Source organism: Kiritimatiellia bacterium (assembly GCA_018001225.1).
In the GTDB taxonomy this organism is placed as follows: domain Bacteria; phylum Verrucomicrobiota; class Kiritimatiellia; order CAIQIC01; family JAGNIJ01; genus JAGNIJ01.
On sequence record JAGNIJ010000040.1, the window covers coordinates 1 to 26,835 of the forward strand.

At 62.2% G+C, this 26,835-nt stretch carries 20 protein-coding genes; 2 read left to right on the forward strand and 18 right to left on the reverse strand.

All coding sequences use genetic code 11. The features are described from left to right. Nucleotides 1-122 precede the first annotated feature (122 nt). Nucleotides 123-380, reverse strand: coding sequence for a hypothetical protein (locus tag KA248_12440; protein ID MBP7830714.1), 258 nt, complete (start codon nt 378-380; stop codon nt 123-125). Nucleotides 381-1,909: 1,529 nt separating this feature from the next. Between KA248_12440 and KA248_12445 the strand changes: the two genes are divergently transcribed. Continuing rightward, nucleotides 1,910-2,722 (forward strand): hypothetical protein, encoded by an 813-nt coding sequence (locus KA248_12445; protein MBP7830715.1) that lies wholly within the window; start codon nt 1,910-1,912, stop codon nt 2,720-2,722. Here KA248_12445 and KA248_12450 read toward each other — a convergent pair. Beyond that, a complete protein-coding gene (locus tag KA248_12450; protein ID MBP7830716.1) occupies nt 2,698-8,418 on the reverse strand; it encodes a hypothetical protein in 5,721 nt (1,906 codons plus the stop codon). The genes KA248_12445 and KA248_12450 overlap by 25 nt on opposite strands. A 261-nt stretch (nt 8,419-8,679) precedes the next feature. On the opposite strand from KA248_12450, the gene KA248_12455 reads away from it, so the two are divergent. Further along, the gene (locus KA248_12455) at nt 8,680-10,275 is read left to right on the forward strand and encodes an NF038132 family protein (protein ID MBP7830717.1); all 1,596 of its coding nucleotides are present in this window, start codon (nt 8,680-8,682) and stop codon (nt 10,273-10,275) included. 22 nt (nt 10,276-10,297) lie between these two features. Here the strand turns inward: KA248_12455 and KA248_12460 are convergent, their stop codons facing one another. The 16 genes from KA248_12460 to KA248_12535 form a co-directional block, all read right to left on the reverse strand. After that, nucleotides 10,298-11,257 (reverse strand): hypothetical protein, encoded by a 960-nt coding sequence (locus KA248_12460; GenBank protein MBP7830718.1) that lies wholly within the window; start codon nt 11,255-11,257, stop codon nt 10,298-10,300. A 314-nt stretch (nt 11,258-11,571) separates the two neighbouring features. Next, a complete protein-coding gene (locus KA248_12465; GenBank protein MBP7830719.1) occupies nt 11,572-12,012 on the reverse strand; it encodes a hypothetical protein in 441 nt (146 codons plus the stop codon). A gap of 36 nt (nt 12,013-12,048) precedes the next feature. After that, nucleotides 12,049-12,405 (reverse strand): hypothetical protein, encoded by a 357-nt coding sequence (locus KA248_12470; GenBank protein MBP7830720.1) that lies wholly within the window; start codon nt 12,403-12,405, stop codon nt 12,049-12,051. A gap of 192 nt (nt 12,406-12,597) precedes the next feature. Continuing rightward, nucleotides 12,598-13,023, reverse strand: a complete 426-nt coding sequence (locus KA248_12475; GenBank protein ID MBP7830721.1) for a hypothetical protein — start codon at nt 13,021-13,023, stop codon at nt 12,598-12,600. Between the two features lie 114 nt (nt 13,024-13,137). Then, on the reverse strand, nt 13,138-13,392 hold the full coding sequence (locus KA248_12480) for a hypothetical protein (GenBank protein MBP7830722.1): 255 nt from the start codon (nt 13,390-13,392) through the stop codon (nt 13,138-13,140). A gap of 430 nt (nt 13,393-13,822) precedes the next feature. Further along, complete coding sequence (locus tag KA248_12485) at nt 13,823-15,919, reverse strand: hypothetical protein (GenBank protein MBP7830723.1); 2,097 nt, start codon at nt 15,917-15,919, stop codon at nt 13,823-13,825. A gap of 8 nt (nt 15,920-15,927) precedes the next feature. Next, nucleotides 15,928-17,682, reverse strand: coding sequence for a hypothetical protein (locus KA248_12490; GenBank protein ID MBP7830724.1), 1,755 nt, complete (start codon nt 17,680-17,682; stop codon nt 15,928-15,930). Next, nucleotides 17,679-18,605 (reverse strand): DUF4326 domain-containing protein, encoded by a 927-nt coding sequence (locus tag KA248_12495; GenBank protein MBP7830725.1) that lies wholly within the window; start codon nt 18,603-18,605, stop codon nt 17,679-17,681. Before KA248_12495 ends, KA248_12490 begins: the two co-directional genes overlap by 4 nt. Nucleotides 18,606-18,618: 13 nt before the next feature. Further along, entirely contained in the window at nt 18,619-19,437 is an 819-nt protein-coding gene (locus KA248_12500) for a hypothetical protein (protein ID MBP7830726.1), read from the reverse strand. 96 nt (nt 19,438-19,533) lie between these two features. After that, nucleotides 19,534-20,283, reverse strand: a complete 750-nt coding sequence (locus KA248_12505) for a hypothetical protein (protein ID MBP7830727.1) — start codon at nt 20,281-20,283, stop codon at nt 19,534-19,536. 10 nt (nt 20,284-20,293) lie between these two features. Beyond that, on the reverse strand, nt 20,294-21,358 hold the full coding sequence (locus tag KA248_12510; GenBank protein ID MBP7830728.1) for a DUF2800 domain-containing protein: 1,065 nt from the start codon (nt 21,356-21,358) through the stop codon (nt 20,294-20,296). After that, the gene (locus tag KA248_12515) at nt 21,351-21,833 is read right to left on the reverse strand and encodes an ERCC4 domain-containing protein (GenBank protein ID MBP7830729.1); all 483 of its coding nucleotides are present in this window, start codon (nt 21,831-21,833) and stop codon (nt 21,351-21,353) included. The genes KA248_12510 and KA248_12515 overlap by 8 nt, the downstream gene beginning before the upstream one ends. Continuing rightward, nucleotides 21,830-22,150: a helix-turn-helix domain-containing protein gene (locus KA248_12520; GenBank protein ID MBP7830730.1), complete on the reverse strand. Its 321-nt coding sequence runs from the start codon at nt 22,148-22,150 to the stop codon at nt 21,830-21,832. Before KA248_12520 ends, KA248_12515 begins: the two co-directional genes overlap by 4 nt. Nucleotides 22,151-22,272: 122 nt before the next feature. Then, complete coding sequence (locus tag KA248_12525; GenBank protein MBP7830731.1) at nt 22,273-23,316, reverse strand: hypothetical protein; 1,044 nt, start codon at nt 23,314-23,316, stop codon at nt 22,273-22,275. Then, nucleotides 23,309-24,505, reverse strand: coding sequence for a hypothetical protein (locus KA248_12530; protein ID MBP7830732.1), 1,197 nt, complete (start codon nt 24,503-24,505; stop codon nt 23,309-23,311). The genes KA248_12525 and KA248_12530 overlap by 8 nt, the downstream gene beginning before the upstream one ends. A 161-nt stretch (nt 24,506-24,666) precedes the next feature. Beyond that, complete coding sequence (locus tag KA248_12535) at nt 24,667-26,832, reverse strand: site-specific DNA-methyltransferase (protein MBP7830733.1); 2,166 nt, start codon at nt 26,830-26,832, stop codon at nt 24,667-24,669. Nucleotides 26,833-26,835: the final 3 nt, after the last annotated feature.

Genomic DNA, 26,835 nt, shown 5'->3' on the forward strand with positions numbered 1-26,835 from the left:
TTCAGCACCCCGATAATCTGCTCTTCCGTGAACCGTTTCCCGCGCATGTTCCGTCCTCCGTCTTTTCTCTGTTGTAGACCAGAGGACTCTCTTTGAAAATGGCCCAGTTTTCGGGGGGAAGGTCAATAGATCATGCCTTGTCCGAAGATAGCCAGGAATAGGATGGAAATGATTAGGGCGGTGCCTGAGACGACTGTATTCGGACGTATCAACGAAGTACCGAGAATGCCATAGGCGAGAAACCATACCGCGCCGATTAAGAGCGTGGAGCCGGGACGGATTGTCTCTCCCGATACCGCGGCAAGCCACAATCCCATAAACATCATACCGAGGATCGGCAGTGCTGCGATAGCGCTTAGAATTGTGCCCAGGATTTTCATCCCATCAGATGACCAACATGCTCAAGGCAGATGAAATCGTAGAAGGCAAAAGGGACAAAAACAAGCCTCGCCGGGATAGAAGCGCGGTCGAGGGTAGACCGCGCAATGCGGGGGGAGGCAGCCCATAAAGCGGGCTGTTTGCGCTGGCACCTTGACGGCGCAATCTGCACGCGGCAGCCGGCAGAAGAGGGCGGCGCACATGGCGGACGAGGATCGCGCGGAGGCCAGCGAGGGCGGCGTTCCTGTAGGGCAAGCGCCCAAAGCAGTCCGTGAAGGACGACAGTCACGAACACGGTCTGCGGCGGCGCGACAAGGACGGCCCCCGGCCATGAAGTCGAGCCCTGGGCGGCGGTGGACACGTGGCGCAGCGCGTAGAGCGTGGCGGTGGTCGTGGTCGAAGACCGGAGCGGCACCGCGAACGCGGCGCACCACGTACGCGAAGCGCTCGTGGTAGCGGAGTCCCGATGTTGCATCGGGATAGGCCGCCGACACGCCGAAGCAGGCGACACAGTGTCCGACGCGATCTTGATGGCCGGGATCAGGCAGTCCGGCCCTACAGCCAGCCGCCAGAGCGTTTCCAGAGCGCGATCCCGCCCGCGATGATGCGCCTCGTGGGGGAACTCTTTCCCCCACCCCATCCGCGGAGGCCGGAAGCGGCAGGCCGCAAAAAGCGAAGGACCGAGCCGCGAAGGTCCGTTTTGCGGCATGACGCTGGAGGCCGACCAACGCGCTCGTACCCTGGGGGACGTAGCGCCAGAGGGGGTTGAGCGTCGGGTTGCGGAGCCGGGGACGGGAACCCCAATGGGGCGAGGCCAAGTGCGCTCTGAAAAACGGGCCGAAGGCCGCCCGCCAGGGCGCCGGCGCCTCAGCGCCGGACGTGAGCGCACTTGCCTACGTTGCCGAGTCTTGGTGTCCCCCGGAAGGTTCCCCGGGACGGTACCGCTTTGGAAAGGGGGCGAAGGGAGGGGTTCGGGGAACCGCCAGGGGGAAACCAAGATTCCCGTCCCCGTGCCGCCGCAGACCGACGCGCTACAGCCCCTCGTTGCGGGGGGCCTTGGGGGGAGTCCGCGCGAAAAGTCCGCGGGGCTTCGGGCGTGGCGGTGAATCGCTCCCAGGCGAGAGGGGTCGCGGGCTTTCGCGCGCCCACGCCCGACGTCCAGGAGGGCGTGTCCACTTGGCGAGGCGTCCAGCCGAGACAACCCGGCGAGCGGCCCAGCGAGCCGGGCCTGCGGTTGCAGACGCACCACCACGTACAGCATGACTATCGAGCCGGCTTCCGGCAGGACATGGCATTATTGCCCCTCCGCCAAGATCAACAACCCGAGCCTGTTCATCACGCCCAGCGCTTGGATCACGGCTCCGCGGAGAAGTTCCCCACGCATTCGTCTACGTATTCCACTGCGGCTATGACTTCCCGATATCCGTACTGTGCGCTTTAAAACCGGCCTATCTTCCACTAATCTCATGGATTATGAGTCCGTTATGCGTACGAATCACATGCCACATTCCGTTATCACGAGAGAACGTGCATGACCAGGCCTGACGTCAGGCGACGCTGGATTATCTGCCTTGCTGGCGGGCTTTTCTGCTGTGTGGCCGGTCTGTTGATGCGGGTGGCCTGGAGGGAAAATAGTAGTGTTCCGAAACCAAAAGACATCATCTCGCCCAATCCTGATCATGACCGTCTTGATTATGAAGTGGTCAAGGGATTGAAGTACAGCGACCCGGACAAGGGCTGGAGCGTCAGCGTCGGAGCGGTGGAGATTCGTCGCAAGCCGATTCGATTCATCCGAATCGGCGCCTTCAATGAGGCCCTGATCCGGGATATTCGTCTCACCATGGATCTCAAGCAAGATCCTTCCAATTTCGCAACGCTTCTGCGGCAACTCGGTTCGTCGCTGGACATGCAGGAGACCATGGCGTCACGGGGTGGCCGTAACCGGGCACGGCTGACAGCCTTCCTTGAACAGCTTGGCGCCAAGTCGCCTTATCACAAAACGCGGGTGTCCAGTGTTCGGATACAGGGCATATCCCTATTGGTCACGCAGGGTGACGCAAACCCTGACCTTGTATTGCTGAGTGCAGACTCCGCTACTTTCCACGGGACACGCTGCCGCCTGGGTGGGTCGGTAGAATTCAGCAGCCTCGGCGGACAGCGCATCACATGCCGGGAAGCGGAGTTGACGCTCGCAACCGAACCGATGATATCCACGCATACCGCCATTCTACAGGCGGCGGGATCAACGCAGGAAGTGGAAGCTGTCTCTCTCCCCCTCGCCGCGCTGCTGGCCGACGAGGACTTACGGTTCTACGCCAATCAGTCGCGCAACCGGACGCGGTAGTATTTTCGTTTCGTGTCGTCCACCGTATTCGTGTAGTAGTTCAAATAGGGGGTGGCCGGCACGACCGCCTCCGTTGTCCACGCGCCGTGCTGAACGTTCGTGGTCCATTCCACCGCGTAGTACTGGTAAGGCCGGCTGCGCCACCGCAGTTGCACGCGAGCGGCCCCGCCGGCCGGCATGACCTCGCGGGTGAGCATGAAGCTCGTCGCGGCATCGCCGGGATCGGTGCGGGCGCTAAACTCGTCGTAGAGGGTCATGCCCGAGGCGGCGATCGCCCCGGGGTTATGGCCCAGCGTTCCGAAGTAGTGAAGCTGCCAGAGGTCGGGCAGACCGAGCCCATCGGAATCCACCAACCCCAAGCCCAACAAATCGGCCACGTGCCACTGCGACATGTCCGGGAACAAACCATTGAACGTGGGGTCCGGGAACGTGCCCGATACCGGCCGATTCGTGGCGTCGAACTCCGGCAGATGATCTCGCGTCACGTAGGTCGGAGTGAAGAAACGGCCCAGATGCATCGTTTCGTAGAACTCATGCGCGCCCCCGTGATCAACATAATCCACAAGGACAGGGCTGGAAAGGCTGTTGGACAGACTCTGCACCAGCGACCGGAAGGAGTCCTCCTCTTGGCCGAAACGTTGTAGGTCCGCCAGCCATACCCGGTTACTCTGAATGACGAACAGGTCATCGGCTTGATCGTCCGCTTCCGAGCGGATGAAAGCTGATGCGACCTGGTAGCCGACCAGCGCGGCGCTCAAGGCATTCGAGGCCGCGGCCAAGGCGGAAGCGTTCGTGATACCGAGGAACCGGGCATGCGATGCCGGGATATCCCCCACGAGGAGCGGCGTGCGCTCGTATTCCTCGACCAGATTGACGTCATCCATGTCATAGGCTTGCGCGACGCGGATGAGCGCCTTGCAGAACTGGAGGCACGTCCGGACCAAGGCAATATCCCCGTAGTCCACCTCCGCATTGCGTTTCACGGGCGCATGGTCCGGCGTCAGCGTTTCGCTGAACGTGGCATCCAGCGCCGCCAGGTTGGTCAGGCCGCGCTCCACCTGGAACAGGATATTGGAAGCCAGCGCCTGCTGGGCCCCGATCCCCGTGACGACGGATCGCGGGCTGGGCCAGTTTGTGAACACGTATTTCAGGTTCAGCACCTGGGAAAGCTCAAAACGGAAAGGCGAGGCATTCGTTCCGTTCAACGAATCCCGAAACTGCTCGAGGGTGTGCCGGAAAACCGCCTCTTCATCGAGCTGATCCGGATCGAAGATGATCATGTCATCATCCTGGTCGTCTGTTTCAGCCCGGATCAGGATTGAACCCGTCTGGTAGTAATCGATCGCCTGGACGAACAGGGGCGCCGCGCGGGCAAAACGCGGCAGGTTGGTGAGCGCGCCCAGGGTTGGGTATGTTTGCAGGTGATCGCCGAGCGTTAGATCGTCATTGAGCAGATCGGCAAAGGAAATATGCCAATCGTGCGACTGGATCATCCATAGAATGCCCCGCCAGAAGGACAGAATCCCCTGGACCACCTGTGCATCGCCCGCGTCCACTTGGACCTCGTTATCCACCGGCAAGTATTCCGGGCTTAGCAGAATGTTGCCCGTCCAGTTCGTGGGGATGCGCCCCAGGTTGAGCAAGCCCTCCTCAATTGTTTTCACCAATCTATCATCCAGCACCCCGACCGCGTATCCGACATCCGGGGAATCCGGCGGCAGGGGATCGGGCAGGCTGGCTGTCCAGTTCCAGAGATCCCGTCCTTCCTCCGGCATGCCCAGGTCCGTCAGCAGTTGAGCTACTTCGCTGTCAAAGGGCAACGAAGCCAGCCGGGTAATTAACCGGTACCATGCCGCAGCATAGTGGTTCGGGTTCTGGGCCAGCGCCTGGCCGAACTTGTCGTTGGCGGCCAGCAAATCACTGGTCAGACCCGAGTCGCCCAGATAATTCGTCAGGGCCTGCAAGCCTTCCTGGAACAACGTTTCCGCCGCGTTAGTGCTACGGCCGCTTCCATACAGAGGAACATTGCGCTGCGGCGTGTCTGGATCGTTGCTCGGGATGGCCAGATTGACCGCCTTGCCCCAGAGATTGGTGGGCCGGAAGATCACCGTCACCCGGCAGGTTTCGGCGTTCAACGGGTCCACGGTCTGACCCGAACAGAGATCGTTGGTCAGCTTGAAGTGCACGAGGTCCAAGCTGTCCGTAAGGCTGACGGTTCCGATCACAAGCGGCAATCTGCCGGTGTTGACCACGTCGAATACCTGGGTCACGGCGACGCCGACCAGTACATAGCCGAATTGCCGCGAGGCAGGATGCACACCGATAAAGGGGCGCGGTAGGCGCGAAAGGTCCGCATCCAGTTTCGAAAGAAACCCGTCCCGGCCGCCACCCGACGCAACGACATAGGCGTTCGTTGTCGTCGGGAAATCGGACGACAGGGTCGCGCCGGCGACGTACACGCTGCCGTCCGCCGCAAACGCCAGCGCGGCCGCCTCGTCTTCACCCTGGCCGCCCAGCAGCGTGGAAGCCAGCAGGGCCGTCAGGTCGCCCGACAATCTGGAAACGAAAGCGTCTCCGTCGCCGTTCGGGCTGCGGTCGTAGGCGTCCCAGGTCGTGGGGACCCACCCCCACGTGTAGCCGGCAACATAAATGGACCCATCGGGCCCCAAGGCGAGGGCCCCGAGGCCTTCATTGCCAGTTCCCAGAAACGTCGAGGCTTGCAGATCGTTCAGATCCTCATCGAGTTTTGACACAAAGCCGTTCTGTCCGCCTCCCGCGATGCCATAGGCGTCCCCCGTGGTCGGGAAGTCATCGGACTCGGTCCGGCCGCCCACGTAGACGACGCCGTTGGTGCCCGACGCCACGGAAGTTGCGACATCAAACCCTCCGCCGCCGAGAAAGGTGCCGCCCTGCAGAACGGACAGGTCCGCATTCAGCGTGGCGACGAAGCCGTCGTGGCGGCCATCCGCGTCATAGTAGGACCAGGGCGTGTCGGCCCAAGCCCAATCACCGGCCTCTGCCGAACTCCCCCGGAGCACGTAGATCCCTCCATCGTCCACGACCTCCCAGCCCTCCGATGTGGTCCACAGGCCTGCTTCGCCGGTTTCAAAATCGTCCGAACAGAGCGTCTCCGTGTCATTGGTGATAGCGAGATCGTCAAAGAAGACGAGGGCGTCGGGGCCGGGCCCGGCGCGAAACGACACGCCACCCATGACCAGGGGATCCCGGTCAGGGATCGTCAGCACGGGCACCCCATCCACGGAAACAACCAATCCGTCAAGGCGCGAGGCCACATGCGCCTGGTGCCAGGCGCCGGTGGACAAGGTCGGGTTCGCCTGGCCCATCACGATCCAGACATCTTTTGGCCACTCCTTGACAACGTCCACGTGGTTCTGCCCGAACACGACACTGTACCGCCCGCCCCGCACTCCTTCCCCCTGCGCATAGCGCAGATCCATGCCGGCGTTGCCCGCGTCCACCCGGACGCGGAACGAGATCCCGTAGTCAATCCAGTCGCCGTCGAACGTCCGGCGGAAGGAATTGGTGCCCGTTGGGAAATCGGGGGAGTAGGTTTCTCCGGCGACATGCACACGGCCCCCGCGGCCCAGGGCCAAGGCGTTGGGGCTATCCTCGCCCACGCCTCCAAGAAACGTGGCCGCCTGCAGATCGGTGAGCTGGGCATTCAACCGGGCTACAAAGCCCTCGGGTTCCAGCGATGGCTCGGAAGAATATATTTCAACCCCGCCGCTGAAGCCATCCTCCGGCAGCACCGCCACGCCATGCAGGCAGGACCGGCCATCATACTGGATCTGGCTCCATTCTCCCGTCTCCACCTCGCCCCATGCGACCGATTCCCAGCGATCAGAAAGGTCCTCTTCAAAATGATCGGACCAGAAGATGCTTTGCCGGTTGGACACGACCACCTCATCCACGTACACCTCGGAATGGGCGCCTGAATCCCAGATGTCCACTACGGAGTAGAGCGATATCCGGCCGCCGGGGAGGATATGGGGTGTCGTGTCCTGAACGGCAAGAACCGGCGCACCGTCCAAGTTCACCCGGAGGTGTCCGTTGCTGGCGCTGACGCTGACCGCCTGCCAAACCCCCGTGACCAAACCGACAACCTGTGTGCTGGTCAGCTCGATCTCCAGATTGGTCACGTAGTCCGACTTGCTGATACGCAGGCTGTCGCCCGGACCGAACACAATGTTGTATGACCCGAGATCGCTGCCGCACATGGACAGGCCCATGCGACCCTGCATCCGCTTCAGGTTGGCGGAAAAGGTATGGTGGCTCCAAGGGCCCCATCCCTGGAAACTCTCGGCGTAGGCGCCGGATGTGGCGGGAAAAGACGCCGAAAGGGTCGTCCCGGCCACATAGACCCGGCCGTTTGTGCTTATTTGAACGGCTCGTCCTTCACCCCGCCGCCGTCCCTCCAGATACGTAGCCGCCAGCAAATTTGTCAGCGCCGGATCGAAACACGCCACGAAGGCGGCCCTCCAACCCTCCAGCGTCTCCTGGTAAGCCCCCGGGGTGACCGGAAAATCGTCCGACTCCGTGCCGCCGACCACGTAAACCAATCCGCCCGTACCGAGGGCCACCGCGCGGGCCTCATCCGCACCGCTTCCCCCGAGGTAGGTGGAGCTCTGCAGATTGGTCAGGCCCGCCGAGAACTTGCTGACGAATACATCCTCGTCGCCCGGCCCCGAAGTCTCGAAGGCGCCCGGAGTCGCGGGGAAGTCCGAGGAGAGCGTGGTGCCGACCGCATAAACACTTCCGTTGGTGCTCACCACGAGGCCCGCGATACCCTCGTCTCCGCTTCCGCCCAGAAACGTGGACGCCAGCAGCGGGTCAATGACCAAGGGCTTTGAGGCGTCGTAGGAGCCCACGGCAAAGCCGTACTCAAGGCCGCGCACCACGTAGGCGACTTCCACAGGGGTCCGGCCGCCGCCGTTTTCCTGGTAGGCCACCGGCCGGGTGAATTCGACCGTCCCCGCCCCCGTCTCCGCCGCCAACCGCCCCTCGCCGGTGATCAGCAATCGCTGCGCCCCTTCCAAATTGCACCGGATGTCCGCCGGCTTAGCGCCCGGCGCGACCACGAACAGTTTTTCCACGTTTTGGCCGAACGCCTTCAAGGTCAGCGTGATCCCGGGCGCGATCTCCCCCAGGTCCACGGCCGCGAATACTGGCATATCCCGATTCCAGGCAATGGGGTGGCTTCCCTTCCAGCAGGACATGGTCAGAGGGACACGGGTCACACCGCGAACGGCTCCCGCGGCCCGCATGGGAAAGGATTCGCACAGCACACACCCTCTGATCCCCGAAGTGCTCCTGCCGGCGACCAGGGTGTGAATGATGTCTCCCTCGTCACTGACGCGGACACTTCCCGCGCACATATTGGCCAGAAATCGGATTTGGGGCAACGAGAACTGGCCGACGTTTTCGATAAAGGGAATTGTAACGCGGTCCCAATCGAGCGACACCTGCGTTCGAGTCGTCACGCTAGGCGCAATGATGCTTGCGGCCCGGTGGGAAGGGAACGAGTGCAACATCAGCAACAGAACAAAGACGGCGCGATTTCTCACGGTCACCTCCGTATCCGGAACCATGTCCGCATCCCGGCCAAGTCCGCACAATGTCCCTGTATTCCGCTGCATTTCCCCCGGCACTATACAGCCCAGCATCTCGTGAATCATCCTGTATCAGGGGTTGTCAAGGCAAGCGAATCTTCGTGGCCGAACGACCGACACGACAGGACGATACGATGAATGCGGCAAGCGCATGGGTTGAAGAGGCCGAAGGAGTGCCGATACCATTGCCAAGCCACCAGGCTGAGAGTCCCGAATCTGTGAAGGCCGGCCTGTCATTCGGAACGGAAAGGGATTGATTCGTCTTTTATGAGGCGTGTAAGCTGCTTCACAAGGTTGGTACTTTCATACACACGAAGGAGGCTGGTCATGTCGAGAAAGTCGCTTGCGCTGGCAATCTGTGCGTGGTTCTGCTGTGGCAACATGATAGCGCGCGGCATTAGCATCATCGGATGGGTCGGCGAAGGGACCTATGGCGTGTCAGGTTCGAACGGAGTAGTGACGGCCTCGCCGTTCAGCAGCCAGTATGGATGGGTGTCCACGGCCTCTGGAATACCAGATATGGGATTAACCGGAATCGGCGGGTCGGGAGGCCCTACCACCGGTTCGCGCATTCGCACGCCGGTTTTTCCCGGCGACACCGGACAAGAATTGACGTTCTACTTCAACTACGTCACATCCGATGGATCAGGATACTCCGACTACGCTTGGGCCAGGCTTCTGGATACCAACCTGAACGAAGTGGCGCTTTTGTTCACAGCCCGAACCACCGTGGGCGGGGATACCGTCCCCGGGTTCAGCATGCCGGCGCCCGTTGCCACGCTCGTGCCGGCCAGCACTCCGATCGTGTCGGACGGCCCTGTATGGAGCCCCCTTGCAGAAAGCTCGGGCACCTGTTTCGGCAACGGATGCGGACATACGGGATGGATCCAGGCGCGCTACGCACTTCCTGCGGGCGGGCGATTCATCCTGGAGATCGGGGTCGTGAATTGGAATGACTCGGACTACCAGAGCGGCATCGCCTTCGACGGAGTATTGTTGGACGGCCAAGACATTCAGGAGCCCACGCCCGTCACTCTGACCGCCGTAACGGCCCAGCGAGTGGATGGAGGCGTGCGCGTGTCGTGGGAAACAGCCATGGAATTCGAGAACCTGGGGTTCCACGTCTATCGCTCCACGGCCCCCGATGGCGAGCGAACGCGAGTGAACGCGGAACTTATCGCCGGCACCGGCACCTCCGATGGTGCAAAGTATTCCATCGTGGACACCACAGCCCCGGAGTCGGGAACAGTCTTCTACTGGTTGGAAGATGTCAGCACTTCTTTCGAGACGGAGACGCACGAACAGGTCGCGGTTTTTGATGAACTAGACGCAGAGGGCGAGGAGAAGTCTCCGGCATTGGCGGAGTTTGCCCTTGGGCCCGAGAGCGGCATATGCCGCATCGGCTATGGGGCGCTGCAGGCTGCCGGTGTGCCGATCGACACGACCGATCCGGCGACACTCCAGGTTCTTATCAACGGCGAAGAAACCGCCATGTTTGTCTCGGCCTGGCGCGGGGCCATGAAGGACGGCGATTACCTGCTGTTCTATGCGCCGGACGGAGCGGATGACCGGACCGGCGAAATACGGACGGACCCGGCTGCCCTGCGGATGGAAGAGGTCTACGCGGGGCCGGGAGACGAGGGCGAAGATGTCTGGTATGGCGTGGCGGACGAGAACGGCGGGTTGTCCTTCGAAACGAGCCCGGAAGTGGCCCGCTACCTCTTGATCGGATTCGCCGATATGCCGGCCTGCGTGCTGGATGTCACCGAGGCCCTTCACCCCAAGATGCTGTATGGCTACGCCTGGCTGCTTCACGAAGGAAGCGAGGGCCTGTACTTGAGCTATTTCACGGAGACACCGGCAAAGATCGTTGCGGCCGGTGGCGCGGCCATACGGGAGATCGAATCTCTCGTTCAACCCTAGGTGAAAGCTGCAAGGCTGGCGGTTAAGGGGTCTTCTTCATTTCCCGCCAATCCTGAGTGGAATTCAGGTTGGGATTGAAGTTCGGATCGTCGGTGACAATGCGGTCGCCCAAGGCGTTTGACCAAGCATAGTTGCTGGACGCGGGTAACTCGATCGTACGTCCGTCGTGCGGATCCACGGCGTCTTCCGTACCGCGCATGGCCTGGGCAAAACGCGAGGCGCCGTCTCCCCCGCTGCTGCCACCCATCCGCGGGGTCGCAGCTCGCTGGGCATCCATCTGCGCGATCATGGCATTGTTCTGGGCGCTGATGGAACGGCTTAACTGGCCTGCCGCTTCAATGTTCGCCAGTTGCCCCTGGATCAGAGCACTCTGAATCTGATTCACCGCCGCGTGCCAACCCGGGTTGCCCCGGATGGAGGCAATCATGCCCCGAAGCACAGGGCAGAGAGGTTCAAACATCTCCGCGCGCGCCCGGATTCCGATGATGGCCGCGCAAGCCCATGTCCCACCGCCGGGGGCCTGGCTGTAAGCCGTAATGCAGGCTATTTCCTCGATTAACTGGTCGTACTGAATGCGCACGCGACCGCCCATCATTTGCGTCGGCAGATCCTTAGCGCCCGATCCGACCACCACGGCTTGCAAATAATCGGGCGCCATTTCAGGCGGCGAGACCAATCTGGGTTGCCGGTCGCCTCGGTAACGAGGAATGACGATTTCCGTCAGGACTTGCGGCGCGGCCATGGGCATTCGCATTTCCCGTCCATAAGTCGTCCCGAAACCGCCCATCATGCCACCTTGCGCCCACATGAAGGCCAGCGCGGGCATCTGTTCGAGCGCTGCGTGCCCGTCCGGAGAAGCGACCCGGTAGATCAGTTGGGCGGGAAACGCCACGTTTCGTTGATCCCACACTACCCCGCCTTCAAAGGCCCAGCCCTCCGGGATAACCATCTGAAAGGCCGGCGAGCGAAGGATTTGATCCATGCAGACAACACCTCTGAATCGCATACCGTTCGGCGAAGCCGCTGGCGCTGGCTGAGGATGGGTGGCCGGAGCCGGTGATCGATCCTGTCCTCGATTGACAGACGAGCCGCAATGAGGGCAGAACGCCGCCCCGATAGGCGGGATAATCTGGCCGCACGCTGCACACGTTGCGTTCATGTTTTGCACCACCCACCCCTTTCATTCAACTGGCGCCACGCAGCATCTTGGGCAAGCCTCCTTGGAGCGAATCGTCCAAGAATCGGATAATAACCACGCATCAGTCGCTAACCAAGGAAACTAGCGGGCAATTAGCCCTACCCCGCCTTCGCCCTCGCCCGCTCCATAACCCGCCCGAACACCTCCGGGCTCAACTCCTTCCGGGCCACAGCCACAAAGGCCTTCGCGACAGCAATCTCGAGCCGACCCTGCTTCAGCCGCGCGTTGACCTCCCCAAGGACCTTGCGGATCGCTTCCCTCTCGCGGGTCAGGTGCTTGTCCTTGTCCTGGGCGCGGACCTGCCAGGCGCGGTCGCGGGGCCGGCCCTCCTCGTGCGCTCTGACGTTGGCCTCGTGGACCTGCGTTTTGATCTCGCGTTTGATCTGGTCGATTTCATTGATGCGCTGGATCAGGAGCTCGCGCAGGTCCTCGTCGGGCAGGCCCTCGGGGATCGTCCAGGGCTCGTGGTCGTCGCGGTAGCGGGGCCCGTGTAGCGCGGGCTTGGCCGGGCGCTTCGGCGGGGCTGTCCCAGTTTTCATGTTGTCGGCTTCCCCCAAGACCTTGTACAGACAGTGTCAGCCCGGCAGTTCCAACGCAGTGCGCTTTCTCTTCTTCTTCCAGATCGCAAGGCCGCCGGCGATGATGGCGCTCCAGATCAGGAGATCCGCGACATAGCCGGCCGTGGTCGTGATGACTCCGTGGTTCTCGACAATTTCGTCAAAACCCAGAACCAGCGACGAAGGCCAATGGATCGGGGACCACCACAGCAGCCCTCCATGCCCGGTAACATTGGCCAGCAGGTCAACGATGGTCAGGGCAAACAGGACGATTGAATACGATTTCAGCCACGCCTTTCGGGTCGCAAACAGCGCAACAGCCGCCGGAATCATCGCCACCAGCGTTATATTCGTGATCGTTTGATCCACTCTCATGGTTGGTGCGCGCCCCCTCTTTCTGGAACCGTGCGATCAGAATACGGCCCGTTCAGGGGCAAAACGAGTCAAAAGCGGGGCGGCCGCGTAGGATGCCCTATACGCCCCGATAATCCCGTTTTCGAGGGGGGCCGCTGTCCTCTATCGCGTTTTGGCAAACGGCCGAAAAACACCCTTGTTTTCCTAAGGAATTCATGCGGTTTTTTGGCTTAACTGTCTAGTGGTGGACATGCCCAGGGAGCTGGAACGGTGAAAAGTGCGCCGTTTGGTCTCCTTGCGGCGCCGATGGGCACAGGCCGGACAGTACCGCTTCCGGGGCGGACAGGGGCCGGCGCAGTCCGGGCAGGGCCGCGTCGAGGGCGCCTTCTGGCCGGTAACGCGGCGATATTCGGCCGTGGCCGCCTGTAACGGGGCGGCGCGCCGCGGATCGGTGGCCATGGCAGCCATCGGCATGACACAGTCCTCGAAGTACTGGCAGCGCTGGGCGGCGGCGACGAGGCACCGGGGCCCCGGGCCGAACCCCGACAGGGACAGGTCATCGCCGATCATGACGCCCAGACAGGCCCCATCCGGCTGGTAATTGGCGCACTCGTCGGCGGCGAGTTGAAGCGGGGTCATGATGACCTGTGGCGAGTTGCTACCCGGCCGGCGGGGGGCGGCACGGACCGACAGCGCGGCCCGTGGGCCAGATTCGGTCCCCGGGGTTCAGTTTCACAGGATCGGCATCCTTTCTTAACGGGCCGCACAAGGAAACGATTCGGCCGTATCTTTTCCTTGCGGCGGGCGGGCCGCAGCCGGACGGCGGCGGACAGGCCAACGGAACAGGGCGATCCGTCTATCGGGGCGCCCGATGATCGTGGCCCTGTGGCCGGCTCGGGTAAAGCGCCAGTGCTCCAGCGCGAGCCAGATGCCGAACGGCATGGGGCCGTGGACCGTCTCGATGACTTCCTCGGGCGACTGCCAGACTGTGACCTGTATCCTCTTCATCTGTGCCTCCTGGGTTTGATGTAACGGTTGAACGGCGAAAACGGGCCCGCGGCCGCCATTGGCGGCGGCCCGCAAAGGGCCGAAGCGGGGGGAAGCAGGGTGGATGTACGGCAACATCCACCAACATCCACCCAAACATCCACCCAACTTTCGACCCCGTATTTATTGAGCGAAATGCCCATGGGGTGGATGTGGTGGATGTATTTTGAAAAAATAATATATATAGGGCGTGGTGCCGTATGGCCGTACCGGCATACACGTGCTTCCCCATAAAAAGGGTTTTGTGGTCGCCAAACACCCCCCACATCCACCCAAAGTGGGTTTTGATCAATGGTGACAGGCCTTTTCGTTGGGTGGATGTTCGATTTGCGGCCGGGCAACATCCACCCCATCCACCTAACACCCACCCGGCTATGGAAAGCCGGGATCATCAGAACGGGACGTTTTCGGGCTGTTCGATGGTCCAGATGCAAACCCCGTGAACGATACGGTTGGCAACCGGTTTCCCCTGGGCCTTGAGATTCCCGAGAAGAGTTCCTATCCGGCGGGGCGTGTATTCCTTCACCAGCATGTCCAGGCCGCTATCCGGGAGGCTCATCTGCTGGAAGAGCTCGCTGGCCGTGCCGACCCAGGGGCCGTCCTTGTCCTTCATGAACATCTGCAGGAGCTCACTGAAGCTGTACGAGCCGCTGACGGCCCGGGCGTGTTCGACCAGTTCCTCATGCCAGTAGGACCGGGCGCCGTAGCGGGTGTCCCCTATTACCTCGTCCGGGGCCGACCAGTTCAGGAGCCACCGGCAAAAGGACGGCAGTTCGCCTTCGATCACCTTGACCAGGTCGGGCGGGAAGTTCCGCTCCGTGTCGGCCACCTTGAACAGGCAAAGCTTGTCCTGGAGCGAGATGTCGAGATTGGGCAGGATATGGAGCGACTCGGGGTCCGTGTTCAGCGTCACGACGACGCGGCCGTTCCAGTTCACGGTACGGGTGACCTTGTACTTCTCCCGGAATGAGAACACTCGGTTCGCGACCATCTTCTTGATGATGCCGCTATAGTGGGAGTGGCGGCGCGAGTCGCTACACGGCAGGGCGTCGTCCAGGGTCCACAGGGCGACCTCGAAAAGCTGGCTATTGAAAGTCTCCTCACCGGTCAGAAACGAGCTCGCGTCGGCGTGCCCGCCGAACATCTGCGACAGGATCACATTCGACAGGAGCGTCTTGCCCCGGTTCGGCGGCCCGGCGATGTAGAGCGTCTGCCCCGGGAGCATGGCCCGCTCGAGGGCGGACCGGTACCAGCGCTGCAGCCAGGCCAGGAAGTTGTCCAGGGCCTCGGGCGGATCGAAGAACCCCTGCAAGAAGGCGTGGAGCCACGGGAACGACTCGGGGCCGGCCGCCCGGTCCTCCGAGGGCTGGCAGCACTCCAGGTTGGAGCAATTCACGATGCGGGCGGCGCCGATCCGGTTCAGGCCGCGCGGGAGGAACACCTGGGGCGCGACGCATTCCACGGTGTTGTTCTGCTGGATCGCGAAAAGCGCGCGGTCCATCTCGCTCGATGTCTCATCGCGGGGCACCTCGTCGGACAGGCCGCTCTCGACGCGCAGGCGCAGGGAGATGTCGGCCTTGTTGCTGGCCGTCCACCGCCCGTCCGGGAGTTGGTGCCAGTAGTCCTTTCCGTCGAAGTAGACATCCGTAATGGCGCCGCCGATCTTCTTGGCCTCGTACTGCGCGACGAACCGGGTGCCCAGGATCGCCTTCCAGGGCACGAACGCCGAGGAGCCGGTGAAGCACTGCATCCCCGCCGATCGCACGATGGCGGCGCTTTGGTTGTCGGCTTGGGGGTCCCAGAACCGCACACCGCGGGCCCCTACCTCGAAAGGACCGCTCCACCGGCCGGGGAACTGCCGCTCCACTTCCGCCGCGACCTGGTCCATGGGGATGGCCGTTTCGTAGCGATCCCAGTCATGCCGGTTGCCGGCCTCGATGAGCCACTTCATCGTGAAGTCGGTCGGGATGAGGTCGGTCGTGATCTCGTCCCACTTGGTGCCGGCTTCGAAGTACTGGGACGAATCCTCCATCGCCCCTTCGTCGAGGCCGGGGAAGAACCGCGCCAGTTTGAGCTGCTTGCGGATGATCCGCGAGAGGGCCTTGCAGAACGCCGCGTTATGGACCGGGATCGGCCGCTCGAAGCGCCAGATAGCCCGCACCCCGCCGCTGAACGTGCGGCAGACCCAGTTGGGGCGGAACATCGCGGGGCACTTGTTCATGGCCCGCTCGCGCCGCTCCGCGTCCTCCATGTCGCAGTCGTAGTCCGCGACGACGCCGTGCATCAGCATAGGCGGGTTCTCCTTGCTGATCCGCTGCTTGGGGGCCAGGCCTTCGTAGAGGCTGTAGAAGCAGTGATGGGTGTCCCGGTGGGCGCACCAGGCCTTGAACTTCTCCTTGGAGCCGAAGGGCGGGCGCGTGAAGGAGCGGGGATCCAGCCCGGTGTTCACCAGCGGGGAGGTCAGGTTTTCGATCGAGAAGAATTCCACGGGGTACCTCACTTTCGGTAATGGTCTGAAAGCGTTCCTTCCGCCGCGATGGGCAGGCCCGGCATCCACTCGACCGGGACCGTCATCAGCTGAATGATTTCCGCGAGGGCCTCGTCGGCGCCGGCGGCCGGGATCTGGCAGATCACCTCGTCATGGACATGCCACAGCACCTCGACCCCGGCCGCGTGGAGGCGCAGGAGGGCCGCGGCGAAGATGTCCCGGGAGACCGCTTGCACGAGGTTCTCGACCAGGAGCGCCCCGTAGACGCGCTTGTGGGCCGTGCCGCGCAGGAACCGGGCCCACCAGGTCCCGCGCTCGTGCTTCAGATCCCAGTAGCGGAGCTTCCGGCCGCTCGGCAGGACGACCTCCATGTCCTCGCCCCGGCTCTTGATGATGAGGCTCGTCATCTGGTCCCAGAGGCGGACGATCCGGGGATTGGAGAGGCGGAAGTCGGCCACGGCCTGCTTCGACTCGGCCTCGGTCATCTCGATACCGGCCCAGAGCTTGGCGACCTTCTGGAACTTCTGCCACCCGGTGCCGTACCCGAGGGCCAGCACCCGGCACTTGGCTAGCGCGTAGAGCTGCTTGTCCTCCTGCTTCAGGGGGCCGCCGGTCCAGCCCATCGTAGCGCGGGCGTGGGCCTCGTAGGGCGACTGGCCGCCGCGGACGCGCTCGAGGAAATCCTGATCCCCGGAGAGCCAGGCCAGCACTCGCGGCTCGATCTGGGCGAAGTCCACGATGGCCAGCTTGTGACCGGGGGCCGCGATAAAACACCGGCGCAGGTCGCAGTCGTAGATCGGATCGCGGGGCAGGTTCTGCATGTTCACCCGCGCGTCGCCGGACCAGCGCCCGGTGATCCCGGCCCCGAAGTACTTCAGCGCGTAGGGCATCGTCCCGTTCGGGCGGATGCGGTCCCGGATCGCCTCGTACTTGGCCAGGAACATGTTCGAGCGGCGCCAGTCGCGCATGGCGGCCACGACCGGGTGATCGGCGCCGTAGCGGTCCTCCCATTCGGCGCACTCGTCGCTGTCCATCGCCATGCTGGCCGGCGCCTCGATGCCCTCGCGGCGGCAGTACTCTCTAAGGGCGTTCGGGGATAGCGGCTTGTCGTCGGCAGCCCAGGGAATCTTCTGCTCGGCCTCCCAGCGCACCCGGTCCAGGGCCTTGATAGACTGCTGCAACCGGTCGCGGTCCACGGTGACGCCGTGGAAGCCCCACATGCCGGTCAAAAAGGACAGCTGCTGCTCGGCGGCCGGCCATTGCGGGCTGAAGTGGGTCCAAAGCTCCAGGCAGAGCCAGGCGTCGTTCAGAGCGTACTCCTTCACCTTTTGGGCGACCGGGCCGCTGTGTTCCACGTCCGCCCAGTGCTTGCCCTTCATGAACGCGCGGACCTCTTTGCTGACCTGCTGCCCCAGGAGCGCCGCCGAGGCGTCCTTGAGGTTGCGGGCGCAGCCCAGGAAGGCGGCGAGATCGGCCGTGCAGTGCCAGGAGGCAGGCCCCCCGCTATCGATCTTGCCGTCGCGAAGGAGCCGCAGGAACACGAGCGAATCGAAATTGGCGTGGTGCGACACCCAGCGGGCGCCGTCGATCCGATCCCACGGGGCCTCGGCCGGCGGGCCAACATAGCGGGTGCCATCGTCACCCACGATGGAGACCAGGTACGCCTCGAAGCGCGGATCGGCGCAGTAGTGCCAGACGCCCATCGTCTCGACGCTGTAGTCGCGGTCGTAGAACGTTTCGAAATCGAGCGAGTAGGTCTTCATGCTCCCCTCCTCTGCTTCAGAAGGTTCACGAGGGCCTCGCCGTGGCAGCGTTTCGGGTAGCAGTGGCAGACCAGCACCTTGCCGCGGAGTTCCTCGATCCGCTTCAACAGCGAGGGCTTGTGCGGCAGGTAGTGCTTTTCGAAGCTGTCGCAGACGGCATCCCGGTCCCCGTCCTCGTCCAGGACGAAGGGATTGCCGTACCGGCTGGTGCGGTCGATCGGAAAGGCCAGCTCGGAGCGCTCGGCCCACAGGATCAGGTTCTTGTCGGCCTGGGCATTGGCCAGAACCGTCTTGCCCGCCTGCACCGCTTTCTGGCGCTCGCGTTCATCGTCCCGCCAATCCGTATCGGGCCGGCGGGCCACCTCGCGGCGGGCGTCCTGCATGGTCAGCTTGCCGGCCTTGACCTTCTCGAAGACATCCGGGGCGGCGGCCCGCATTTTGACCGCCTGGTTGACGTAGGTGCGGTTAGTGTGGAAAGCCTCGGCGGCTTTGGTGGCGGCCTTGGCGTCGTCGGGTTTCTTTGGGTCAGGCAATTTTTTGCCTGGCGCACCCGAGTGTTGAGCGATGGCCGCTTCGCGGTTCCGTTTCGCCTTTTCCTGCGCCACTTGGGCAGAGATGGCCTTGAGCAGGTCCTCCGCCTCGGCCGCGATGCAGGCCCACTGCGAGGAATACAGGTTCCGGCGCTTGTTGGACCGCAGGACCAACAGGATTGCCTCCGTGTCGGTGCCCCGGAATTCCCTCGTCGGGTATTTGACGCCAAGCTGCTTACAGGCGAGGTGCCGGTTCCAGCCGTCCAGGATGTCGCCCTGGTAGAGCACAACCGGTTGCTGGGTGTCGTAGCCGTTCTGCCGGATGTCCTCGGTCAGGCGGGCCAGATCCTCTTCCTTGGCCTCGGGGAACACGTTGAATCGGTGCTTCTTCATGGTGGATTTCCTTTCATGCGGTGGCGACTTTGCAAAGAAACGGGAACACCTGCTGGGGCTCTTCGGCGGTCTTGGCGGCGGCGATGAAGTGGTTCCAGTACGGCCAGCCATCGCCCTGAAGGGCGGCGAACTCATGGCCCGCTTCGGGCCGGACGGGCCGCTTCATGCGGTGGATGTGAACGACGACCCACACGTTGCGGCGGTTCTTCATGTTCCCCAGCACGAGCCAGTGCCGGTACTCGGGATTGAAGACCTGGTAGTTGGTAAACAACCGCGAAGCATCCAGCGGGAACTTCCGCAGGTACTCATACGCCTCGCGCGAAACGATGTGGCTCTCGTGGCAGGCCCCGGCCGCCGACCGCCAGCGGAGCATGGGCTTCAAGGGGCTTTCCTTCTGACAGTGGATCCATGAATCCGCCTCTCCGCATTGGGGCGGCTCCTGGCCCTCGCCGCGGGTCATGATGGCCGCTTCGAGAGAGCCCTCGACCACGGCAATGGAAAGGTTGAAGCGATTCTGGAAATCGATGGGATCGTCGCCGGCGGGCTGAAGCAGACAGCGCGAGAGGATGTCCGCCCGGTGCTCCCGCCGCTCAATGACTCCCACCGGATGGATGTTGAGAAGGCGCCAGCTTTCCTTGCGGGTGTCCTTGCTGGTGGGCTCGGCTTCCAGTTCGCAGACCGACCAGACCCGGACGTCGGGGTCCCCTACCCTCAACGGGTAGATGCGGATAAGGCCGTACTCCCGGCTCAAGGCAATGGCGCACATTGTGGCCCGCCCGTCTCGACAACGGTTCGGGGCGCCCATGCCCAGAATGACGGCCTTGGTCTGCATACCCGTTCTTCTTGCGCGATCGCCCCCGCCACGGCGTTTATTGGGCTGATCCGTTCGCTGGCGTCAGCCAGGGCCAGCACAGCGGGGGGAGAGTCGCTATCCTTTGAGCACGTCCTCGACGAAGGCCCGAAACGCCTCCCCGGTCTTCCCGGCCTGGCGGAGCTTCGGGACCCAGACCATGTTCGTGCCGCGCTTCTCGCGGACGGTGGTCAGGGTGAACTTGCCGGTGTGGAGCCCCTCACGCAGCGCGAACTTCCGGGCGCTGATGAGGATCTTCCCGGCGCTGGTGAACGCCGCGCCGGCCATCTTCCACATCGCCAGGGCGTAGTTGACGCCCTCGCAGGGGTAGATGAACTGCCCGGACTCGTCGTTCGCGGGCTCGCGGACGAACGCCAGCCCCTCGGCGATGTACCGGGCGCTCGGGCGCTCGTCGCCCGGCCCCCAGTCCAACGTCATGCCTTCCTTGAGGGCCTGCTCGCGCGACTCCCACCGCCGGGGCATCGCCTCACTGCCGAATTCCAGGTCCTCCTCGATGCAGACGTGGATATGCGCCACCACGATCTCCATCGGCTCGCCCGGCTTCGCCAGGACGATCTCGCCATTGAACACCACCGTCCCGGCGTCGAACTGCTCCGAGAGGCCGCCCACGGCCTGGACCACGTTCAGACGCGGGACCATGATCATGGACCGGTGCAGCTCGCCGCTGACGTCGCCCGCGACGGGCGGGGCGGCCACGGCCACCGCGGCGGTGTCTTCACGCGCCACGACCGCCGGGACCTGCTTGTCACTGACTTCGGCGCCCTGCTCCTGGGCGGGGGCCGGCTTACTGAATGTCATCGTTGCCATCTGCTTTCTCCTATTTGGCTTTTGCCAGGTATTCGACTTCCTCGCCGGGGACCACGACCCCGGCCTCCTGCAACAACTGCGTGAGCTTGCGTTTCGCTGCCGCGCCGCCTCCTTTCTCTTGGTGTTCCGCCACGATCTTTTCGAGTTGGGGCAGGCTGATCGTGCAGGCCTGCAAATAGTCGAGTTGGCTGATGCCAAGCCGGCCCTCGATCGCGGTCCAAGCCTCGACCACGTCGCGCACCGTGCGCTTGCCGGTACGGAACCGCAGCTCGTAGCCGGGGATCTCCGCGCCACCCTTCACCATCTGCATCGCGTGCATCCGGACGCTTTCGGCCCACTTCTCCAGGACCGGGGCCAGCCGCAGCGCGACGGCCATCTGGCGCGGGTCGGTGATGCTGGACGGGTGGAACTCGCTCGGGATCGGCAGCGCGTCCTCGGCGTAGCCCTTGTAGACGGTCAGGGCCTTCTCCCGGAGCGCCGGGCACTCGATGTGCGCCCCGCAGAAGCGGCAGTTGTCCGGCTCGGGTCGGAACGGGGCCGCCGGGTTCTCGGCGTTCAAAATGACCGTGTGGATCGCGTCGTAGAGGCGCTGGCCGTCCGCCTGGCGGCTGAACCGGGCCACGGACACGACATCGCAGCGCGGCTGCAGGAAGTGGACCGTGACGTGCTCCACGCCGCACTCGGTCATGGCGCCCAGGGCATAAGCGAACCCCTGTAGGTTCTGTTCGGCGTCGTCCACCTTGACGCGGCCGAACTTGAAGTCCACGACATGGGCGTGGTTGTCGCCGGTCATGACGATCAAATCAGCGGTGCCGAAGGTCAGGCCAGCCACGTCCAGGCGCTGCTCGCGGTGGACGCTGATCCCGCCCTCGATCAGGGGCCGCACATAGTCGAGGCAGAGCTGGACACACTGGACCTGTTCCTCGCCCAAGCCGGACAAGTCGCCGGTCTCGCAGGCACGATGCAGGGCGGTCCCCTCCTCCGCCGCGGCGCTGGTCTCGCCGGTCGGCTGCCAGTGCGGGCAGATGGCCTTGTTCTTGAGGCTGCTGGGTGAATGCTTGGCGTGGTCACTCATGGGCTGGTTCTCCTGTGTGTTGTTGTTTCAGATCTTCGAGGCGGGACTTCAGAATCAGGAAAATGGCGTGGGCGGCACCGGCTTCGTCACCGGCCCAGACGACATGCACGTCGTGGAAATAGTCCAGCTCGCGCCAGCGCTTGAAGACCAACTCGCAATGGACCCGGCCGCTGGTGAAGCGGCTGTAATCGAAGCGGATGATGTCGTGGAAGGTGGCCTCGACCACGTAATAGATGCGACTCATGCCCGCGGCCCGGGCCCGCTTGATCTTTTCGAGCTCGCGGCGGAAACGGTCCCGGATTACCACGGATTCGATGAAATCGGCCAGGGACTTCCGTTCCACGGCGAACAGCGTCTCGTCCCCGGCCCAGGCGTAGTCGAAGACCGGCACCGTGCCCTGCACGATCCGGACCGGCTCGATCAGGCCGGTGAAGTCGAGGGGGCGCTGCTCGCGGGTGTCGATGCGAAGGTTCATGAATTCCTCCCGGCCAGAGCAAACAGGTCAGCGCGGCGAATAAGCAGAAAGCCCGGGAGTATCTCGACCTGGGTGATCCGGCCTTCCGCAACCAGGCGGTAAACTGTGTTCCTGCAAACGCCGAGAAGCTTGGCGGCCTTGAGCTTGCTGCAGAACAACGGCCCGTTGTCCGGTTCGGTGTCGGCGCCTGAAAGGATGCGGTCGATCTTGGCCTGAATATCAGGCGGGGCCTGTAAGAACTTCAGTAGGCGGTCATTAGGATTGATGGAATGCAGCCCTGTTTGTCCGTGCGAACCCCTGTTGTTGCCTGGCGCCATGTGCAATGCTCCGTTTCCCGGCATGGCGTCACAAAACGTGTGCTCGCGAGCACAAATCGTGTGTTCGCAAAAAAAATCCCGCTACGGTTGGAACCGCAGCGGGAATTCGCGAAAAGGCGAGACTATGAAATGGACCAGGCTATTCCGTCGGCGGGGAAGCACTGGAAATGGCCGGCTTGGTGGCCACGGCGTGAACGCCCTCCCTTCGGCCATAAGGCGGCAGAAGGCGCACGTATGTGCCGTTCAATGTGGGCCGCAAAGCCGTGCGCCGCTTGAGTTGCCCGTTGGCTGCCATCCCGATACTGGCGGAGATCCTCACAAAGGCGATCTATGGCCGCGCGCACGCGCTTGGCCGCCTTATCAGCAGGATTTGACCCGACCCGGAAATGAAGCCGACGGAAATCACGGATATCATTGACCTTTTCCCAGGCAAGCTTCTTCTCGCGGGGAGAATCAGACGATTCAATGGTCGCGAAAGCGCGCCGTTCTTCGATATCGAGGCGTATTTCAATTTCCCTGTCGTCTTTGCCGAGATTCAGTTCCTGGATGACCGCGTCTGAATCAAGGGGGACGGGCTCGGAGCTGTGTTGGTCAACGACTTCGGACAAGCCGCACTCACGACGAAGAAAGACAAGACTCTTGGCCTCAAGCTCCAAGGCATGAATCGGCGGAGCACCGGCCTGGCGCAATAAATACGCGACGTAGAACATGCCGCGGTTCTTCCCGATACCAGGGACATCCACCCCATCGAAGATGACCCGCCACATGTTCAGACCACGATGAACTGCATATCGGGCATGAGTGACTGGGGCCGAAGGTGCAGGCTGAGGGCTAGATGAAACGGAGGGAGAAGAACCGCCAAATGCCGCGGTAATTTTAACAGTATCAAGACGCCACAGCTGGACATCTTTCAAGGTGAGAAGAATATCCTCCACGTCATAATCGACTTCATCCGTTGCGTAGGCCAGGAACCGATCGCCGCGACGGTCCACGTCCAGGCGAATCCGGGTTTCCGGGGCCGGGTATGAATGCGTGATCTCGCCGATGCACTTGACCAGGAATGGTTTCAGCTTCTTGAAGTGTTCCCCAAGGGCGACTTGCCAATCCACCAGACAGAGTTTTACCTCGCCGTACGTGGAAAGAAGCTCGGGGATATCTTCATTCATCGCGCAGAACTCCCAAACTATCCTTGATGAATCCCCGCCGGCGCAACCACTCCTCCAAAACAGCAGAGTCCCCATCCCGCGCATAGCTCATGGTATTTCCGGCGTGAACGGTGACCGTCTCCTTCCGCGTATGGTCCTTCACGCGATAACGGAACTTCGCGTAACGCACCGAATGCGCTTTTGTGTCCGTCAATAGCCGCTTCTTGTCACGGTGATACTGCAACAGGTCACAGTCTTTCTCGGCCCGCCAGATATGCTCGACGCCGGGGTGGGCCAGTGACGAGAAGCAAATCTCCACGGGCACGATTTCCGCCAGGCCCTCCACGTCCTCGCAATTGAACAGATGCAGGCACTCTCCAAGCAGGGGGTCCAACTGGACAATCTTGGCGCGAGAATCGAATACATTGGATGAGGACAGCAACAACTCGGCGAAAACAACCCGGTAGTGGGAGTGGTCTTTCTTGCGGTTGGTGTTCAGCCGCAGATCCCCGTATTGCTTATGATAGACAATGGCGTCGTATTCCTCCGGCTTGAATACATGGCTGGTCTGCTGGCCCTCGTCATCAATGGACGGATGGCGCTCCACCTGGCCGGGATAACGCACGAGGAACCAGATCTCCTTCTCATAGTCGTACATGACCACGTTGGTCCCCTTCCCCAACCCTTGGGATGCAAAGTACTCGGACAGGCGATCCCGGAAGGCAGCCAGTTGCTTGTCCGTGGGTTTCTTGTATTTCCCCAGGACATTTCTCGTGGGCGGGTAGTAATAGTATGAAGAGCGGCCATGAATCTTGGCCCGGGCATAGCTTTGTTCCAAAAGGCTCTTGTTGCGAGGCCAGTCGTGAAGCCATGCCTTCATGGCCAGATCGGCGCAGGTCAGGCCGTCAGGACGGAAATTCAGCCGCAACCCTTGGAAAGCGGCTTCACTTTGAATCTTATCCCAGCCGGTCGTATTGCCGAGCATGCTCACATGGAAGAGCACGTCATCCAGCTCGTGCGGGATGTCGCCCTCCATGCAGACATCTCGTATGGCGTCATACGGCATGGGATCCTCGGCCGGATGGCGCGGCAGGGACAGTTTCCGGGCGGTCAAATAATCAGGAAACTTCCCCAAAACATGGCAAAGAAGCTCTGGATTCAGGCGCCGAAGCGCCGGAACGGTCGAAAAACAGCGTTTTTTCGTGGGCACAGTTCACCCCATTGGTAAAAAAGTTTTCCAAAAGGCACAAGGCGGAGGCCAAAGCTGGGGAGTGACAATACGCTAAGATGAGAAGGGTGTAAACCTGGCCCAAGGAGAAAATGTTACAGCCTGCCTGTAAGGATGTTGCGACATGGCAGAACAGGCCAAACTTACCCGACATTTACCGGTATGAGGGTCATGGTGTCATTGCCGAAAATATCAATGACTTTGACCGCGATGGTGTAGCGGCCGGGTTTCTCGTAGGTGTGGGCGGCGGTGGTCAGCTCCAGGTTGCGATCTTTGCGCGTGCGGAAGCTTTGCCACTCGTTCTCGAAGATGTACGCGCCCGTCCAGCGCTCTTCGAATTCGAGAAACTCGCCTGTGTCCGCCGTGCCGGGCAGGGCGCCCTCCACGCCGAGATTCTTCGCCACCTTGATGACCTCTTTCCGGCTCTGGTAGTCGAAATCCACGGCCCAATAGTCCACCCAATCGGTCCAATGCTTGGTCAGGTTCTCGCGCGTGACGACGCCCTGTTTATCTTTGCTGACCTTGATGAGCCGGCCCTGCTCACAGACGACCTCGCTTTTGCCTTCCTTCAGATCGGCGGCGATGGCGGCCACGAGCCCCTGCGTGTAATAGACCGAGAAATCCGTAAGCTCAACCGCGAGGCGCAGTTTGTTCTTTGAGTCGTACCGGGGCGTGGCCTCGATGTAGCTCACATCGTGGAAGCGAACCTGGCCTTTTTCGACTGCCCGCTTGTCGAATACTTCCGGCGGGATAGCTTTCGGGACAAGGTCTATGCCCTTCTGCTTCGCCTCGTCCAGCGAGGCCGGGAACAGGCCCATCTCGAATTCGAACGCGAGCACATCCACCCGCGACGCCCCGCGCTTGCGGCATTCGGTGACGACTTCCTCGACGAACAGGCGGCCCACCGGCAGATTGATCGGGCCGACAACCACCAGCCGCCCGGCCAGTTTGCCGTGGAAGAAGCCCGCTTCCGGCAACGGCTCGGCACGATAGGCTTTCAGGATCAGTTCGCGGAACTCCTTTTCCTTCTTTGCCAGCGCCTGCTCTTTCTTCTTGCCGGTCAGGCGCGTGGAGACATTCAGATACGCCTGCCGCTCATACCGGCCGAGATTCAACACTTCGAACGCCCGGAATGGTTTGCCCGCTGCCTTCAACTCGCGCTGGACCTGGATCAGCCGCTTGCGGGTTGTGTGGATACCGAACTTGCCGAGATCCGTCGCGATCCATTTGCGCCCGAGCTTTTCGGCCACAGCGGCGGTGATTCCTCCGCCACAGAAAAAGTCCGCCACCAAATCATCTTCGCCGCTGCACGCTCTCACGATGCGGTCGAGCAATGCCCAAGGCTTTTCTGTCGGATAACCAACTCGCCTGATTCCATCCACCGGGAATCTCTGGGCGATTGCCATTTCCCACCACGATTCTGGGATCTTGCCTTCGGGCAATGCGTAGGAGTCGCCACGAAATCCTGAACCTTCCAATCCGCCTTTGAAGTTATCGGAAGTCTTCTCGGAGTGCTCAACTCTGATTTCTTCGTCCTTGAAGATCCATTTGTCCTTCGAGCGAGTGAACCAGTAGATGGTGTTGTGTTTGCGATTGAATTGCTGCATTCCAGGCGAGCCCGGCCCGGTGAACGCCCAGATGATTTCGTTGCGGATGTTATCTTTTCCAAAGACTTCATCCATTGCCATGCGGATAAACCCAGTTACCCGCCAATCACAATGGACAAAGATGCTGCCCTCGCTGTGCATCAAATCGCGCATGAGGATGAGGCGTTCGTAGATCATGGCGATGAAAGAGTCGGCGCCGCGGCCCCAGGTGTCGCGATAGGCGATTTGTTCGAGGAGGTTGGGTTCCTTGTGGAACGTTTCGCCGCCGATCTCGATGTCCATGGAGAAGTCGGCGCCCACGTCGAAGGGCGGGTCAATGTAGATGAGCTTGAGGCCGCCGGCGTCCTCGATCTGGCGGCGGAGCGCGCCGCTCTTGAGCGAGGAGAGGATCAGCTTGTTGTCGCCCCAGATGAGCTTGTTGGTCCAGCCTTTGAGCTGCCGTCCGCCGGTGTCAAGACCGAGCTCCTCGTCGTCACGCTCTTCCTTGCGCGGCTCGTCAATGTGTTCGAGGGTCTGAAACGGGAGAATGGTGGTGCAGACCTCGCGGGACTTGCCGTTCCAGACGAGTTCGACCTCGCGCTTGTCCTCGAAGAGCAGGAACCGGTATTTCTCCGGCAGGGGCTTGCCGGCCTCGATCAGCTTGATCAGGTCGCGTTTCTCCGCGTCGGAGAGCTCGTATTTTTCTGATTCGTAACGCGGCATGAC